Source organism: Paenibacillus sp. NRS-1760 (assembly GCF_050467785.1).
Taxonomy (GTDB): Bacteria; Bacillota; Bacilli; order Paenibacillales; family Paenibacillaceae; genus Pristimantibacillus.
In genome coordinates this window covers 461,554-478,663 of the sequence record NZ_JBITPK010000013.1, presented here as the reverse complement: position 1 = coordinate 478,663, position 17,110 = coordinate 461,554, and the positions used below count along the sequence as shown (strand labels likewise).

Annotated in this window: 14 protein-coding genes; 5 read left to right on the top strand and 9 right to left on the bottom strand. The window is 45.9% G+C overall.

The window, feature by feature from the left end; genetic code table 11:
• Positions 1 to 15: 15 nt before the first annotated feature.
• The 8 genes from mutS to ACIFSR_RS17710 all read right to left on the bottom strand — a co-directional run bounded on the left by mutS (position 16) and on the right by ACIFSR_RS17710 (position 12,499).
• The gene (gene mutS / locus ACIFSR_RS17745) at positions 16 to 2,715 is read right to left on the bottom strand and encodes a DNA mismatch repair protein MutS (protein ID WP_430058814.1); all 2,700 of its coding nucleotides are present in this window, start codon (positions 2,713 to 2,715) and stop codon (positions 16 to 18) included.
• 1,665 nt (positions 2,716 to 4,380) lie between these two features.
• On the bottom strand, positions 4,381 to 5,799 hold the full coding sequence (locus ACIFSR_RS17740) for a putative amidoligase domain-containing protein (RefSeq protein ID WP_430058811.1): 1,419 nt from the start codon (positions 5,797 to 5,799) through the stop codon (positions 4,381 to 4,383).
• A 139-nt stretch (positions 5,800 to 5,938) separates the two neighbouring features.
• The gene (locus ACIFSR_RS17735) at positions 5,939 to 6,502 is read right to left on the bottom strand and encodes an outer spore coat protein CotE (protein ID WP_076265792.1); all 564 of its coding nucleotides are present in this window, start codon (positions 6,500 to 6,502) and stop codon (positions 5,939 to 5,941) included.
• Positions 6,503 to 7,104: 602 nt separating this feature from the next.
• Positions 7,105 to 8,073 (bottom strand): aromatic acid exporter family protein, encoded by a 969-nt coding sequence (locus ACIFSR_RS17730; RefSeq protein ID WP_076265791.1) that lies wholly within the window; start codon positions 8,071 to 8,073, stop codon positions 7,105 to 7,107.
• Positions 8,074 to 8,111: 38 nt separating this feature from the next.
• The gene (locus tag ACIFSR_RS17725; RefSeq protein WP_339209630.1) at positions 8,112 to 8,909 is read right to left on the bottom strand and encodes an ABC transporter permease; all 798 of its coding nucleotides are present in this window, start codon (positions 8,907 to 8,909) and stop codon (positions 8,112 to 8,114) included.
• An 82-nt stretch (positions 8,910 to 8,991) separates the two neighbouring features.
• The gene (locus ACIFSR_RS17720; protein ID WP_076265790.1) at positions 8,992 to 9,789 is read right to left on the bottom strand and encodes an ABC transporter ATP-binding protein; all 798 of its coding nucleotides are present in this window, start codon (positions 9,787 to 9,789) and stop codon (positions 8,992 to 8,994) included.
• A gap of 27 nt (positions 9,790 to 9,816) precedes the next feature.
• The gene (locus tag ACIFSR_RS17715; RefSeq protein WP_430058807.1) at positions 9,817 to 10,827 is read right to left on the bottom strand and encodes an ABC transporter substrate-binding protein; all 1,011 of its coding nucleotides are present in this window, start codon (positions 10,825 to 10,827) and stop codon (positions 9,817 to 9,819) included.
• Between the two features lie 157 nt (positions 10,828 to 10,984).
• Positions 10,985 to 12,499, bottom strand: a complete 1,515-nt coding sequence (locus ACIFSR_RS17710; protein ID WP_339209632.1) for a carboxypeptidase M32 — start codon at positions 12,497 to 12,499, stop codon at positions 10,985 to 10,987.
• Positions 12,500 to 12,638: 139 nt separating this feature from the next.
• Between ACIFSR_RS17710 and ACIFSR_RS17705 the strand changes: the two genes are divergently transcribed.
• Together ACIFSR_RS17705 and ACIFSR_RS17700 are read left to right on the top strand one after the other, a co-directional pair.
• Complete coding sequence (locus ACIFSR_RS17705) at positions 12,639 to 12,968, top strand: iron-sulfur cluster biosynthesis family protein (RefSeq protein ID WP_076265787.1); 330 nt, start codon at positions 12,639 to 12,641, stop codon at positions 12,966 to 12,968.
• Complete coding sequence (locus ACIFSR_RS17700) at positions 12,965 to 13,531, top strand: beta-class carbonic anhydrase (protein WP_339202734.1); 567 nt, start codon at positions 12,965 to 12,967, stop codon at positions 13,529 to 13,531. The genes ACIFSR_RS17705 and ACIFSR_RS17700 overlap by 4 nt, the downstream gene beginning before the upstream one ends.
• Positions 13,532 to 13,555: 24 nt before the next feature.
• On the opposite strand, the gene ACIFSR_RS17695 is transcribed toward ACIFSR_RS17700, so the two are convergent.
• Positions 13,556 to 14,098, bottom strand: coding sequence for a DUF309 domain-containing protein (locus ACIFSR_RS17695; protein ID WP_430058803.1), 543 nt, complete (start codon positions 14,096 to 14,098; stop codon positions 13,556 to 13,558).
• 192 nt (positions 14,099 to 14,290) lie between these two features.
• Between ACIFSR_RS17695 and ACIFSR_RS17690 the strand changes: the two genes are divergently transcribed.
• The 3 genes from ACIFSR_RS17690 (at position 14,291) to ACIFSR_RS17680 (ending at position 17,089) form a co-directional block, all read left to right on the top strand.
• On the top strand, positions 14,291 to 14,707 hold the full coding sequence (locus ACIFSR_RS17690) for a hypothetical protein (protein WP_430058800.1): 417 nt from the start codon (positions 14,291 to 14,293) through the stop codon (positions 14,705 to 14,707).
• 2 nt (positions 14,708 to 14,709) lie between these two features.
• Positions 14,710 to 14,988, top strand: coding sequence for a YxcD family protein (locus tag ACIFSR_RS17685; RefSeq protein ID WP_076265783.1), 279 nt, complete (start codon positions 14,710 to 14,712; stop codon positions 14,986 to 14,988).
• 193 nt (positions 14,989 to 15,181) lie between these two features.
• On the top strand, positions 15,182 to 17,089 hold the full coding sequence (locus ACIFSR_RS17680) for a glycosyl hydrolase family 18 protein (protein ID WP_430058797.1): 1,908 nt from the start codon (positions 15,182 to 15,184) through the stop codon (positions 17,087 to 17,089).
• Positions 17,090 to 17,110 lie beyond the last annotated feature (21 nt).

The following is a 17,110-nucleotide window of genomic DNA, read 5'->3' as shown; positions in this document are numbered from 1 at the left end:
CCCCCTTTCACGAAACTAGTCATTTAATTTCGATTTCATATCGTTAAGCCACTGCATAGCTTGCATTGGCGTCAAATTAAACAAATCGAGCTTGCGCAATTGATCAGCCAGCTGCTCCGCTTTCGGACTCGCTTTCTTCCGCACGGGCTCAGCTTCCACAGCAGCTGCTGGCTCATCAAATATCGAAAGCTGTACCATTGAACTAGTTTCCTTAACTCGCTCATTGCGAGTGCTGGTATTGGAAAAAACTGAAGAGTCCTCCGGTACTGGATAAGTGAAACGATTGCTAGAAACAGCACTTTCAATGCCAGCTGTTGCTTTCGGAGCTTCGTGCGCTATTGTCTCATCAAGCAGCTCATACGCTCTTCCAATGATCGATTGAGGCAGTCCAGCAAGCTGTGCACAGTAAATTCCGTAACTAGTGCTTGCAGCACCTGGAATCAGCTTTCGCAGAAACGTTACATTATCGCCGCTTTCCTCAACCGCCATACGTGCGTTAGTCAAAGATGGCAAAGATTCCTCGAGATGCGCCAGCTCATGGAAATGCGTGGATACCAGTGCTTTGCATCCAATATGATGGTGGACGTACTCAATAACTGCTTGTGCAATTGCCATTCCTTCACCCGTTGAGGTGCCTCTGCCCAGCTCATCAATGATTACAAGGCTATTCGCCGTTGCTTTCTCCGTCATTAGCTGGATATCCTTCATCTCAACCATGAAGGTGCTTTGCCCGCCGATAAGATCGTCCGCCGCACCGATTCGTGTAAAAATGCGATCAATTAACGGAATAACTGCTGACTTAGCAGGAACAAAACAACCCATTTGAGCCATGATGCAAATGAGTGCCACTTGTCGCATGTATGTGCTTTTACCAGCCATATTAGGCCCTGTGATCAGGAGCATCCACTGCTCGTCCTTATGGAGCGAGGTACCATTTGAAATAAATGGCGTACCATCCATCATCGCCTCTACGACTGGATGTTTTCCATCCTCTATATGCAAATCATAATTCTCAGTCACGCGCGGACGCGAAAAACGACGTTCAGCGCTGACCGTCGCCAGCGATTGGTAAACATCAAGCTCAGCAATTATGGCAGCGGCCTTTTGCAGCCGATGAAGGTGTTGCGACAAATGGTCACGCAGCTCGATGAACCGTTCATGCTCCAGATCGACCATTTTATCCTCTGCTTCGAGAATCAGCCGCTCTTTCTCTTTGAGCTCAGGAGTTACGAAACGCTCAGCGTTAGCCAATGTTTGCTTGCGCTCATATCTGCCTTCAGGCAAGCTTGATAAATTTGCTTTAGAAACTTCTAAGTAATAGCCAAAAATGCGGTTATAGCCGATTTTTAAATTTTTAATGCCTGTTGCCTCGCGCTCTTGACGCTCGAGCTCAGCCAGCCATTTTTTTCCGTTCGTGCTTGCCTCGCGCAGCTGATCCAAATAATCATCATAGCCAGCACGGATTAATCCGCCTTCTCTAATGGTAACTGGAGGATCGTCGACTAACACGGTTTCAATCAGATCAGCTAAATCGGAGCAATTGTCTGTTCCGTCCACTAGTGCTTTGAGGACCTCTGAGCCAGACTGTTCACACAAAGCAGTCAACTGCGGAATGCGGCGAAGCGAGCTGCGAAGTGCATTTAAATCGCGCCCATTTGCGCTGCCAAAAGCTACTCTGCCGACAAGCCGTTCAAGATCGTAAATAGGCTGAAGCTCTGAGCGTATGTCATCTCTCAAAATTAAATTAAGGTATAAGGTCTCCACTGCATCCAAACGAGCTTCAACGGCAGCGCTGTTTAATAACGGTTTGTCGATCCAGCGGCGCAGAAGCCGCGCTCCCATTGACGTTTGTGTGCGATCAAGCAGCCATAAAAGCGAGCCCTTCTTGTTACGATCGCGAACTGTCTCGGTTAACTCCAAATTTCTACGTGTATAGTGATCCAAAATCATATATTGATTAGGTTCATAGCTCGTTATCGAACGCACATGACCAAGTGAACGTTTTTGTGTTTCGTCCAAATAACCCGTAAGTACACTAACCGCCAGCAGCCGTGCTCCAGATATTTTGGCAAGCTCCTGCTCTCCGAACTGCTCAGTAAGCTTCTCCGCATCCATGGGCTCGCGGGCAGTTAGCAGCAGCTGCTTATTCCAGACGGCTGCAGCTTGAACACGGTCGAGCAGTTCTTTGTCTCCGACCAGCTCCGATGGCTGGTAAACATTAATCTCATCAATGAGTGCTTCGACATGCTCTTGGAATGAGGTTACATAGAGCTCACCTGTCGATAAATCACAAGCCGAAAGCCCGAACAAGCCATGGGAGCGAACGATCGCCGCAATAAAGTTGTTCGTATTTCCGTCAAGCGCCTTCGATTCCATAACGGTACCGGGTGTAATGATCCGAACAATTTCGCGGCGGACAACGCCTTTTGCCGCTGCCGGATCTTCGACCTGCTCGCAGATGGCTACTTTGTAGCCTTTGTCCACTAGTCTGCTAATATAATTTTCAGCGGAATGATAAGGTACACCGCACATCGGTATTTTTTGCTCGCCGCCGCCCTCTCGGCCTGTCAGCGTAATTTCCAACTCGCGCGAAGCGGCTATTGCATCATCAAAAAACATTTCATAAAAATCGCCTAATCGAAAAAATAAAAAAGCGTCTTTTGCCTCTTCTTTGATAGCTAGGTATTGCAAAATCATTGGAGTATATCCAGCCATTCCGATCCTCCTCAAAAACGTAGGCAGCATGCTGCTCCGTATATGTTCAAATAATTAATATCGTTAATTACATGCGTGCGATGATTTAATCCTTTTGCGCCCATGCAGTAAACAGTAGATATTCATTATAACAAGCGGAACAGATGTGCGCCATAAGTGAAACGGGTTGTGCGTGGTTTTGTTTGTTTTGTGTGAGGGGGTTTGGAGGGGGGTACGGGGTTTTTGGGGTTTTTGGGGTTTTTGGGGTTTTTGGGGTTTTTGGAGTTAACTCCTGGGAGCTAGTTAAACATGTGACTTCATGGGAGCTGTGTTTTCTGATGGTTACCAGTAGCATTGTTTTTGTTAGCTGGCTTCAGAGAGGAATGCTAAAAATTTGTGATTGCGTGGAGATGAGGTACCTTGTGAAATGGGAGAAAGACGAAGGTTTAACGGACACTAGATACGCTATTATGCTCATTTTGCCTGTTTATGCATTACTAACGGACATAGAATCCCTTATTTGGCTCCTCGAGCTAGTTTATAGCTCCCTTTTGCTCAAATAGCGGAATGTATGTCCGTTAGATTCAAATATGTGCCCGATTCTCTAAAATAGCGGATCGTATGTCCGTTAGAAGGTGTGCGGTGACTTTTGCGATGAGATAACGGACATCAGATACGTTATTATGCTCATTTTGCCTGTTTATGCATTACTAACGGACATAGAATCCCTTATTTGGCTTTTCGAGCTAGTTTTTAGCTCCCTTTTGCTCAAATAGCGGAATGTATGTCCGTTAGGTTCAAATATGCACCCGATTCTCCAAAATAGCGGATCGTATGTCCGTTAGGTAGTGTGCGGTAACTTTTGCGATGAGATAACGGACATCAGATACGTTATTATGCTCATTTTGGCTGTTTACACATTACTAACGGACATAGAATCCCTTATTTTGCTCCTCGAGCTAGTTTATAGCTCCCTTTTGCTCAAATAGCGGAATGTATGTCCGTTAGATTCAAATATGTGCCCGATTCTCTAAAATAGCGGATCGTGTGTCCGTTAGAAGGTGTGCGGTGGCTTTTGCGATGAACTCACGGACATCAGATACGTTATTATGCTCAGTTTGGCTATTTAAGCATTACTTACGGACATAGAATCCCTTATTTGGCTCCAAGAGCTAGTTTTTAACTCTCTTTTGCGCAAATAGAGGAATGTATGTCCGTTAGGTTCAAATATGTGCTTGATTATAGAAATTAGCGGATCGTATGTCCATTAGGAGGTGTGCGGTGACATATGCGATGAGGTAACGGACATCAGATACGTTATTATGCTCATTTGGGCTGTTTACACATTACTAACGGACATAGAATCCCTTATTTGGCTCCTGGAGCTAGTTTTTAGCTCCCTTTTGCTCAAATAGCGGAATGTATGTCCGTTAGGTACAAATATGTGCACGATTCTCCAAAATAGCGGATCGTATGTCCGTTATTAATATACCAATGTTATCGAAATTCGACACATTCGCTCCATACTCTGTTCAATATGGAGCTCAACTCCTGTTTTGCACATCTTCTTGCAGCAACAGTAAATAAAACATAATAAAAGAGAAGTGCAGCGTGTACCGAGTTAATTAACACACTCAGAAGTAATAACTCAAACAATAGCGACTTACAGATGCCACTTCACAACGCTTATCTTCTTATTGGCAGTCTCCATTTGACGCGTATATCTGAGCTTTCATCCCAGGTCTTTCTTTTTCTTGCGGCAACAAACAATGGCTCGATGTATGGTGAGAGCTCAGAGTAGCTTGCTGTGGCCGAGAGTGCTGAAGCGAGGCCATCCAAGCAGATCGCTAGTTCTGCGCGGTCGCCGGAATAATATGCTGCTACATAACGCTCCTGTAGGGACGGCATGTAGGATAGATTTTGTTCTTCGCGGGCGCATATAAGCGCGAGCGCGAAAGAGGCTTTGGCTGCCGCAGGCGATACAAGCCAGCTCGGCAGCGTGCGGTATTCGAACCCGCCATGCGGCTGCAGACGGAAGTCTCCAAGGGTTCCATACCTTGGACGGCGGGCCCGCCCTGCGGGGTCTTCTACAAGGGCGAGCGGGAATGCCGCGTAGCTGTCCAGCAAGCGGAGCAATCGACTCGTCAGCGGCGCTCCGCTAAGATGAATGTGCCCGCCGAGCGCAAGCCCCGGCACGGGCATAGCTCCAGCGGCCCAGCGCAGCGCCGGGTCGCTTATGCGATCGGCGGCGCGCAGCAGCAGCCGCCGCACATTCGCGGCGAGCGCGGCCGGGCTATCGGCCGGCTCTGGCCGCAGCTCGGCGACGGGATACAGCAGCCGTCGCCCTACGAGCAAGGCGTCGGCACCGGCTGCCCCGCCGACGCCAGCTCCAAAAAACCGTGACGCCGACGCGATCTTTCCCGCTGGCGTCACAAGCACAAACTCCGGATCGGCGCCAATAAGCAGCTGCCGATCCACAGTCTCCGCTCTCGCCGCGGCATGCCACGCGGCGAATCGCCTAAGCGAAGCGGCCTCCAGCCTCGTGTCCCTCAGCTTCGGCCATGCATCGCGGACGGCTGTGCGCCCGTCCCCGCCAAGCCACACCTCGGCCTCGCCAATATCGAGGCCAAGCGCATAGAGTGCCGCTACAGCGGTACGCGCCACTCTTCGCAGCGCTGGATCATCAGGCCAACCGCCGCTGATTGGCAGCAAAGACTTAATTTGCATCACTTTCCCCGATGCATCAATTCTCAGCATTTCGACGGGCTCCAAATGGACGACGCTGATACGGTACAATCGTTCACTCTGAATCGCAGGACCGCCGCACAAGCCAGCTTGGCGCCAAATGCGCTGTTTCTCCGAATCAAGCAAATTTGTGGCAATGTGACCGTTGACATTAAGAATCCACATCCCTGTGAAACGGCTGCTATCGATTGTGCGGGCGTCTGACCATGCGAGCACAGCATCCCCTGCTCTCACTGTTGACCAGTGCTCGGCATGCAGCGGCTGCCCATTGCGCTCGCCTGAGGTATGCTGCTCGTTGGCATCGTATGTAATTTTCTCCAGCCGATCGTAGCTGCCCCGCCATATCCACGTCGAAGCCATTGCTTTCCCGCCTTTAAACAAGGGATGTATACATAAATTTTCGCTTTTTTTATCATTTCAAAAAAAAAGAGGGCTTTCGCCCTCGAATTTGCCGCTCGCGCAGCATATGATACCTTGACAGCAAAGCTTCCCGGCTTGCTTACAACTCATCGTCCAGCAGATCTGGATCCAAATCCTCATAATCATTATCGCCGAGGCTGAATTCCAAATCCTTGCCGTCCAGGTCGTCGCAACCGCCTGGAAGAACCGCTACACAAACCTTAGTCTCGGCGACTAGCTCCACCGAAAACTCACGCTCTACACGAATCACGACGCCAGAACCGTTCGAAGAAATATTCGCTTCGATACAATTTGGCTCCTGAACTACCTCGGCTGACACTTCCACCGTAGAAGGCCGATGTTTCGGGTCTACATAGGATAGATTGACATGCTCGACGTAATGCACGGATTCCTTAGCTACGTCTGTTTGCGAGTTTTTGCTGTACGAATACCAAATGTTGATATCGTAAGTACCAATTACCTCAATGCCGTCGCCCGAACGAACCGCTTCATACTGATGGTTGATGATCCATGCTCCCAGAATACTGGTTGGATTATGAGGCGGCGTTACGGTATGGGTTACAGTGGAAAACTTACGACCTTTGCCGCAGACAGCTTTCGTAATTATTTCTCTGTATTGTAGCTGTTTATCTGCAATAGTCATTGATTTAACCTCCTCCATACAATCATTCATTTAAAGTGTATGCAGGACATTCGTCTAGGGTGACTGTTTATTTTCTCGAAATATAAGATTATATAAGTTTTATACTTATAGCGATCCATATAGATCACTGCGGAACGGATGCTAGAGCCGCCTGACGTCGGAAATAGCCGTTACGCTTGAAATATAAGAATACATAAGTGCCACACTTATAACGATGCTTATATTTCTCAGCTAAACGTATGCTGTGCCGAAATGGCTAGCAGAACTGCTTGCGATTGATATGCATGCGATTATAGCTTTTATCTCTACAATCACGCTCGCATATGTGCGCAAAACGATAGTTAGGTTTGCCAATGTCGCCACAGCCGTTTACGCTTGAAATTCAAGCGGCTATAGATTAAAACCTATAAGCCACTCGTATTTCAACGTGATACGATAGCTATGTCTACGAATGCCGCCACAGCCGCATACGCCAGAAATCCATGCAATTACTTTATTACGCCATAATCACACTTGAATTTCTAGGCGGTACAATAGCTATGTCTACGAATGTCGCCACAGCTATTTACGCTTGCCTCGCAACGAATTTTTCCCTTTACATTCTATGGTCGAAGTTCGGACGTCATGACTTTTCTTTTTTTTAATCGCTTCGCGATGCCTAAATACCGTTCAAGCTCCCTTAAAAGCATGAGTAGCGAAGCGCGAACCTCGAACTCATCTCTTGTTTTTGGCAGCTCCATCGCTTGAAATAATCGAGACAGCTCTAGCAGCCGCTCTCCAACGCTGCCTTTATAAACATCTGATTTCACATCGCTAGACAGCTGATCAAACAAATCTGCGATCATAATCGCTTGAGGAAACTTTTCATATACGAAAGCAAGCTTAACCATCATTTGCTGGATGGATTCGAGCTGCTGACGTCTCATTTCAAAATAAGTGGACCAATATTGCTCTTGGCCCCAAAGCCGATTTTCGCGATTGCGAACGGAGCGCTGGGCTCCTTCCTCAATCGCGTTATAGGCTTCCAAAATTTCGCCGCCGTTCCATATATGCGATGGGTCTCGCAGCGTCAGCGACATTTCTTGAAAGATGACGGCAAAGTTTTGCTCAATTGAAGAACGAAAGAAGCTAAGTTGATGCTCATCCTTAGGCATATAAATGATGTTCACGATGGTTGCCCATCCCAAACCTGCAAATAATAGCATAATTTCATTTCCAATAATATCGGTTGTCACCTCTGCCCGATTGAAAAGGTGGAATACGATAACCGAGCTTGTAACGATGCCATCCTTCAATTGGAAGCGCGACAATATTGGAAAAGTAATGAGAATGAATATAGCAACTGCCCAAATGTGAAAACCAAATACAGTAAAGATTAGCGAAGCAAAAAAAAGTCCGAGCACAGAAGCGATAAATCGCACAAATGCGCTCTTAATCCCCTTCATCCTCGTCACTTCAACGCCAAGTATGGCAAGAATGCCGGCGCCAAGCGGCGGCTCCAATCCGAGATAGACTGCGGTATAAATGGCTGCAATGGCGGCCAACGCCGTTTTGATAATACGAATGCCCATGAAATAACCTCGCGTTAAGTAGGATTTATTTCTACATCCTAACGCTCGCGCCAACCCTCAGTCAACTTTCTCTCCAGCATTGCAACTAACTGATACATAACCGTAGCGACAACAGCGATCACAATCAAGCTTGATAGCACTAATGTGAAATTGAATACTTGGAAGCCATATATGATTAAATAACCTAAACCTAGCTTTGCGACGAGAAACTCACCAACGATGACGCCGATCCACGCTAGCCCGACATTAACTTTCAACGTTGAAATAATGACAGGAAAAGAACCCGGCAAAATTACTAGCTTAAACAATTGCAGTCTGGAAGCACCAAACAGCCTTACCACCTTAATATAACCAGTGTCAATCTCACGAAATCGATTATAAATGTTCAAAATCGTTATAATGACAGTTATCGATAGCGTAATAGCAACGATCGACATAAAGCCTGGTCCAAGTCCGACGATAAAAATAGGTCCAAGCGCCACTTTTGGCATACTATTGAGGACGACCAAATAAGGATCGAATACACGAGATAGAAATGGGAACCACCATAGCAAAGCGGCAATCGCAGTGCCTAAAATCGTACCAAGCAAGAAACCTACGACGGTTTCTGTCACGGTCATGCCAACATGGGGCCATATGGAGCCGTCCGCCATCGTCTTCCAAAGCTGTAGAAACATCTTGGAGGGATAGCTGAACAGCAAGGGATCAATCCAATTTTTGCGCCCAGCTGCTTCCCATAGACCGATAAACAGGAGCAGCAGCACAAACTGTGTTGTGATGACCGCAGCTGTAATACGCCGTTTGTGTTCCTTGAACCGAGTGTGCAGCTCGCCCATCCAATTCAGGCGATCCTCTTGAATACCCGATACACCAGCTTTACCTGTTTTGTCTTTATTCAATATATCCTGCCCGCTTCGTTCATCCACCATTTCCACCCCCTTCCATGTCGTCCTCATCAAGCTCCTCCCATAAGCGATCAAACAATTGTTGAAAGTCTGGGAGCTTGCGAGCCGCCATCGGGGTTGCTTGACGAATCTCTTCCGGTATTTCCACTTCACATCGAATATGTCCGGGGTTTCTGCCTAGCACGATAACACGGTCACTCATTGCAGCAGCTTCTGCCAGATCATGTGTGACGAGAACCGCTGTTTTGCCAAGTCTCTTTAATGTCTGATGAACCAAGTCCTCGAGTTGGAGCTTGATATGCAAATCAAGTGCTGAGAAAGGCTCATCGAGCAGAAGCACTTCCGGCTCTGTAGCTAAAGTTCTTGCAAGTGCGACTCGCTGCCTCATTCCGCCTGATAGCTCATGAGGGTATTTGCGCCCGGATTCCGGCAGCCCAAGCTCAACTAACAGCTCATCTACCGCTTGAAGCGCCTTTTCTGATTTGCGTCCGCTTATTTCAAGTCCAATTGCGGCATTTTCTTTGATAGAACGCCATGGAAATAAATAATCTTGCTGCAGCATGTAGCCTACCTTGGGCGAAGGTCCCACAACCCGCTCACCATTTAGCAGTACTTGCCCCTTAGTCGGTGGAAACAAGCCGGCTAACAGACTAAGCACCGTCGTCTTGCCGCAGCCGCTAGGACCAACCAAGCTGATAAACTCCCCGCGGTTAACCGTCAGCTCAATTTGTTCGACCGCGAGGGAGGCTCCTTTTTCATTCACATATACATGTGATAATTGCTGCAGCTCAAGCACGGGTACATCCATCATGCCTAAGCCTCCATTTCATGCCGGCAGTTATTTCACTGCTTCGATTGCTTTTTCGGCAAAGCTAGTATCTACAATTTCACTATGCTCGGTACGCTTCTGAAGTTCTCCCGCGCTCGTAATAACGTCAAGAAGGTTGTTCCATTCCCCTTCATCAATGATTGGATCTGTAGCGAACGAGCCTTGTTTTTTGTAACGGTCAATGGAGCTGATAAGAATATCGCGATCCACATTTTCAAAATATGGTAGCACAACATCGGCAATTGCTTCTGCATTGTTGTCTTTAACCCAGAGCTGCGCTTTATGAACAGCGTTCGTGAACGATTGAATAGCTTTTTTGTTTTTGTTGATATAGCTTTTCTTAGCCATAAACACCGTGTAAGGAAGGTGACCGCTTTCCTCACCAAATGATGCGACCACATGCCCCTTGCCTTCTTTCTCAAAAATCGAAGCTGTCGGTTCAAATAGCTGGACATAATCGCCAGTACCCGATGCGAAGGCTGCAGGTATGTTTGCAAAATCAACGTTTTGAATCAGCTCCAAATCCGCTTTCGGATCGATGCCAAGCTTCTTTAGCGCAAACTCGCCGGCCATCTGCGGCATTCCGCCTTTTCTTTGGCCAAGGAATACTTTGCCTTTTAAATTGTTCCAATCGAAGTTTGCATCAGCCTCTCTAGCTACAAGGAAAGTACCATCGGTTTGAGTCAATTGGGCAAAGTTAATGATCGGATCATCCGTCCCCTGCTGATACACATAAATGGACGTTTCCGATCCCACCAATGCAACGTCGATCGCATTCGAGAGCAATGCCGTCATCGTTTTGTCACCGCCCGGCGTAGTCGTTAATTCCACATCGAGGCCTTCCTCTTTAAAGAAGCCTTTTGCGACAGCTACGTATTCTGGTGCATAAAATAATGAGCGCGTTACTTCGCCGATACGAATCTTCACATTGCCTGAATCGCCTTTCCCGCATCCAGCCAGTACACTTGTCATGACTAGCACTGCGGCGAGCAGCATCGTCAATACCATTCGTTTTTTCATTTTTGAGTCCCTTCTGCAACTATGCGTTTAATAAATGTACTTCAGCCTATGCGCTTTAGCGAAGGGCGGTGAATACATGCACAAAAAGAAGGCTGCCCATTATCGTCATTGGACGATTGGACAGCCTTCTCATCTTGTTAGTAAATTTAGCTATATATTACAGCTTGTAGATGTCTGTATATTTTTTCGTTAAATAAGCAACCAAATGCTGTGGATCAAGCGGTTTGCCAGTAACGCTCTGGATAAGCTCAGAAGGCGTTCTCAGCTTGCCGTATTTGTAAATTCGCTCGCTAAGCCATTGCTTAATCGGCAGTAAATTCCCTTTTTCTACACTGCCCCAGAAACCTTGCAGATCACGCTCCATCGTATCTGCGATTTGTGCCGCATACATATTTCCAAGTGAATAGGAAGGGAAATAACCAAAAGCTCCACCTGACCAGTGAACATCTTGGAGAACACCTTCTGCATCATTTTGCGGAGTCACGCCTAAATACTCTTTGTATTTTTCATTCCAGATAGCTGGAAGATCTGCAGCTTTCGCGCCGCCATTAAATATAAGCTTCTCGATCTCATAGCGGATAATGATATGCAGATTATAAGTCAGCTCATCTGCTTCTATTCTAACTAGCGATGGCTGCACAACATTATTCCCACGATAAAATTGATCAACACTCACATCGAGCTGGCCAGGAAAACGTTGTTGAAGCTCGCCGAAATAACGATTCCAGAAAGGTCTGCTCCGGCCAATGACATTTTCCCAGAAGCGGGATTGCGATTCGTGAATCCCCATGGAAGTTCCGGTGCAAAGCGTTGTGCCGATAAGCTCTTCCATAATATTTTGCTCATAAAGCGCATGACCGCCTTCATGAATTGTACCGAACAATGCGCTCGTTACATCGTCCTCCAAATATCTTGTCGTAATTCGAACATCACCGGGATTAAGTCCTGTAGCGAATGGATGAGCGCTCTCATCGAGCCTGCCTGCTTCAAAGTTGTAGCCCATTTGCTCCAATATGTATAGACTAAATGCTTTTTGAGACGATTTATCATAGTTTTGCTTCAGAAATGATGTATCTGGCTGATGCGGCGAGTTAGCGATCGCTGCTGCTAGTGGTACGAGCTGCTCGCGTAAACCGCCAAACACTCGGTCAAGTTCAGCAACGGTCATGCCCGGTTCATATTGATCAAGAAGCGTATCATAACGAGTCTCTTTCGGTCCCCAAAGGTCAATAAATTGATTTGTATAGGAAATGACCTTCTCCAAATAGGGCTGGAAGCTTGCATAATCATTGTTTTCCTTCGCTTCTTCCCATTTGCTTTCGGATTGCGAGGATAACACCACATATTCTTGATAGAGCTTTGGTGGTATTTTGATGCTGCGATCGTACTCCTTGCGAGTTTCCGCAACTAAACGCTGATCGATTTCACTGAGCTCTGAGTATACAGAACGATCCTCCAGTGTGGACAGATTTTCTCCTAGTTCAGGTGATGTAGCGAGCTTAAAATGATCGCCGGATAACACGCCAATGACTTCTGAGCGATTATCCATTCCTTTGCGCGGAGCGCCTGTGCGCAAATCCCAATATAGAACTCCGAGTGCTTCCTCATAGCTCGAAATTTTGCGTATGGTTTCTCTGAAATTTTGCAGAGCTTCCGTATGTTTTGTAGACATCATTGTTCCACCTTCCTGCTTCGTTTTTACATTGATTATGATTCATGGGATCTTTACTTGATCTTACTTATTCCAATCCTTATAATCATCTTAAACCTGCAAGACATCCAGTGCAAGAGATAGAAAGAGAGGAAACCATATGCATATCATTTTTTCCAAAGCAGCTACTGATCGGTTAACTCCTTATTTAAAAGAGGGGAAAAACCAATTAAAACTGCTTCATGATACAGAAGGATGCGGTTGTGTCGTTAGCGGCGTTCCTGCCCTTCAGTTGATTAGTGAGCCCACGGTGGACGACAAACTCGCACAAGGCGATCCTTTGCCCTTCTATTATGAACCTCGCCATGAAATATATTATGAACCCCAGCTGCGTGTTGATTACAATGAGGAACGAAGCAGCTTTAGCCTCAAGAGCGACAGCCAAATCTATACGGTAAACCTTCGTTTTCTAAGCGGAGGAGCAGCATGAACAAAATTGATGAAATTTTAAATTACAATAAAGAATTTGTTGAGAACCGGAAATACGAGAAATATTCCACGAGCAAATATCCAAACAAAAGAATGGTTATCGTTACTTGTATGGATACAAGGCTGACAGAAATGCTACCGAAAGCTATGAATCTCAAAAATGGCGATGCCAAAATCATTAAAAACGCTGGTGCTATCGTGACACAGCCTTTTGGCAATATTATGCGTAGTGTCCTTGTCGCATTATATGAGCTGCAAGCCGACGAAGTATTTGTCATCGGGCATAGCAATTGCGGAATGACTGGTCTCAACCCTGAACTCATCATTCAGCATATGGAAGAGCGTGGAGTTTCCAATGAGACGATTACAACCTTAAAGCATTCAGGCCTTAATCTGATGCGCTGGCTGACTGGCTTCGACAACGTCAGAGACAGTGTTCTAAACAGTGTAAGCATCATCCGCAATCACCCCCTGCTGCCTGCCAATATTTTAGTTCATGGATTGATTATTGATTCCGAAACTGGTGAACTAGAGCTTGTAGACGCTGCAACATCTCAATCGTAATCAAACAAAACGGGAACACAGCGGTTAATCAATCATACCGCTACGTTCCCGTTTTTTTGCTTCATAAGCTGCAAGCCTAGCTGCTATCACATCAGATCTGTCTCTTTTTGAATGCCTGTGAATGATTGCATCATCATCTAATGGGCTCGTAGCTCCCCAAATCAATCCTCTTTGATCACACATCTGCTTACACAATAAAACGACGTCTTCGTTTACAATTTGCAAATTAATATCTGTATAGGGAGTTTCGTCCTCTGCCTGCAAATAAGCTAATCTTACACTTATTTGCATCTGTAAGCTGTTCTTACCTAAACCAAGCTCATCAAGCGGGGCTGCAGACAGTCTGCGATCTGCTTGCATTAGCATTTTGACTGCGCCGCGAACATTGCCTCTGCGCTCATGATAGAGGCCAACAGCCAGCTGAATAAGTCCAACCCAAGTATCTGCAAATCGATCACTGGGATTCTCTTTCCAGTACTCCTCCAGAAGCTCGTGACATTCGAAATAATCTCTGGATGCATGGAACTCCACTAAATAAGCAATATACGCTTTCGGAAAAGAAATCATAAAAACCTCCAAATGACTTGTTCCAATCGAATCCATCGTTTCATTAATAATAAAAATATTAGCATATGTCGCTTATACTTTCATACATTTAAACCAATCCTATAGAAATAAATGAAACCATCTTGTCTATTAGCCGTATATTATCTATGTTTGTAAAGAATGTATTAAAGATATCAGGAGGAGAAAACACAGATGAAAAAGGGATTCATGGTCATGCTGGCACTCACACTATTCATCACACTAGGTTTCGGACAGTATGCCGATGCAAAACCACGAGGCGGAATGAAATCTCCGAAACAAAGCGTTACGCAAAACCCTAAGAAATCGGATAACGTTAATCAATCGAATCCAGGCAAGAAAGCTGGAGCAACTACTGGCGCTACAAAACCTGGATTTTTTAGCGGCGGCAGCTTGATGAAAGGCCTAATGATTGGCGGTTTGGCAGGCTTGATGTTCGGCGGTTTGTTCGCGGGCATGGGCGCATTCGGTAATATTCTTGGTCTAATGATTAATTTAATGGCTATTTTCGCCATCATTATGCTCATACGTGTAGCATTCGTATATCTACGCAGCAAGCGTAACCCGCCAGATCAACGGAGACCCTACTAATCGTGCGCATCTATACAGATGAGATTATAAACGCTATCTGCCTTCATATGTCTGAACGACGGGGAGTTAACCCTACCGATGTGGAAGTGCAGCTCTCATGGGAAGAAGAGTATGGGTATACGGCCGAGGTTTGGGTGAAGGGCCGCAGCCAGTACATCATTGAAGCGAATATCCTCGAGGCTATCGAGCAATATATGTTCACACAATATAATCGGCGCGTTTTCCGCTCCAACATTACGTTGGATGCAGATGAAGAATTTTGGGCAGACATTTCCGATTAGCTTAAAAAAAGCATCCAATAGCTTGCATTATCTTACGGATAAGCAGTTAACGGATGCTTTTTTTTGTGCCAAAAAATGCTCTACCAATAATTACTAGAGAAATATTAATAGATTTCCAGCAACATCCTCGTCCTCCCTGCGTCTAATCATTAGACTAGAGAGGAGTGTATATGACAAATCTATGAGAAAAAAAATGAGTACAGCACTGCTTTTGCTTTTCTTTTGCCAAACAATCATGACAGCAACGGCAGGCATTGCAGATGCTGCAGCAAATCAAATGACAAAATTCCGTGTTTATCAAAATGACCAAATGCTCCGTGAGTTCACTACGGAAGCGCAAGCGATTTCCTATGCCGGGAAATTCGGTTACAGTCATGTCGAGAAAATTGCCGATCGTGCTTGGGTATGGGATAACTTCCCTCGTTACAAGGTTTATCAGAACGGTCAAACTCTCCCAAAATGGGAGTTTAGCACTTACAATCAAGCATTATCTGTTGCTAAAAACCTAACTAACGTACATATCCGTGATCTTGAAAACATTGGCTGGAGTTATCAATCCTACGCCAAGTTCAAGCTTTATCAAGGCGACAACACTCGTGACAATTGGTCCTTCCTTACACTTGCTGCCGCTAAGCAGGAAGCCAAAAAATGGGGAAATGCCCATGTAATCGACTTAACAACGAACAAATGGGTTTGGGGAAACCAGACAGCTGCACAAACTAAAGCACAGCGCGCTGCTGCACCCGTCTATCAGATTACTGTGGATGGGGCACCTGTAGAAGAGTTACCGCTTTACTCCTACCTTCTCGATGCTATGAATGCCTCATACTCCATTTCTGGCAGTCAGGTATTAAATACAGCAACGAGTATGATCGTTCATTCGAATGTTCCTGCTTATTTAGTAAAACAAAATGGTGCCGTGGTCGGCTCTTCTATTAGCTTAGATGGGGCTGTACAGCTTGCGAAAAAAACACCAAATGCAGAAGTTACCTTTAATGAGAAAGTATACTGGTCCGGTATTCCTTATTTAGCCGTTTATCAAGGCGACAAGAAATTAAGAGCCTTTAATACAAAGACCGGTGCAATTGCGTATGCGAAGGGTTTTGCGAACAGTACCGTTCAAACGAGCGAAGGCCGTAAAATTTTCAGCAATACCAAAAGCCTAGTTTATATGGGATGGAATGGCAGTGCTACAAGTGCAACGATTATCAGCCATGTCGCTAATACGCAAGGATTGTCGATTGACTCCCCTACTTGGTTTGAGCTCTCCGCTGCGGATGGATCAATGATCGACACTTCAGATCAAGTAGTCGTAGACACTTTCAAAGAACAAGGAATTAAAGTAATGCCGCTCGTTCATAATCAATTTAACAAAAAAATGACGACGGAATTTTTAAAGAACAACACCGCCCAGCAAACATTCATTAAGGCGCTTGTAGCGAAGCTTACTCAGCTCGGTGTTGCAGGCATCAATCTTGATTTCGAAGAGGTCGCTGGAACGGATCGGGCTGCCTATACCGTCTTTGTTACAGCACTTTCTAAAGCCGTGCATGACAAAGGTATGCAAATATCTATCGATTTGCCACGCGGCAGCTTAAGCTGGAATGATAGAACCGCTTACGACCATACCGCTCTATCAGCAGTCGTCGATACGATTATCATTATGGCTTATGATGAGCATTGGAAAGGAAGCGAGGTGCCTGGTTCTGTTGCTGGCCTCAACTGGGTTGAAGAAGGCGTTAAGCAATTTTTGAGCTATGGCATTCCGCGTAACAAACTTATGCTAGGCATTCCTTTTTACGTACGAGAATGGAAGCTTGACAGCACGAATAAGCTAGTCAGCAACCGCGCTATCTTCATGAAGGAAATTCCTAAGCTTATTGCAGATACGAACGCTCAAGGTGAGATGGACCCGGAATCTGGACAGATGAAATATAAGTATACCAAAGACGGCTTCACCTATTTATTCTGGGCTGAAACCGAAAACACGGTCAAAGCTCGTATCGATATAGCCAAAACTTACGATTTGGCTGGCGTTGCAGCTTGGCGCCTCGGTTATGAAAGCTCTGATTTGTGGACGATGATGCTTCGCAATAAATAACATGAATAGCCCCATTCTCCT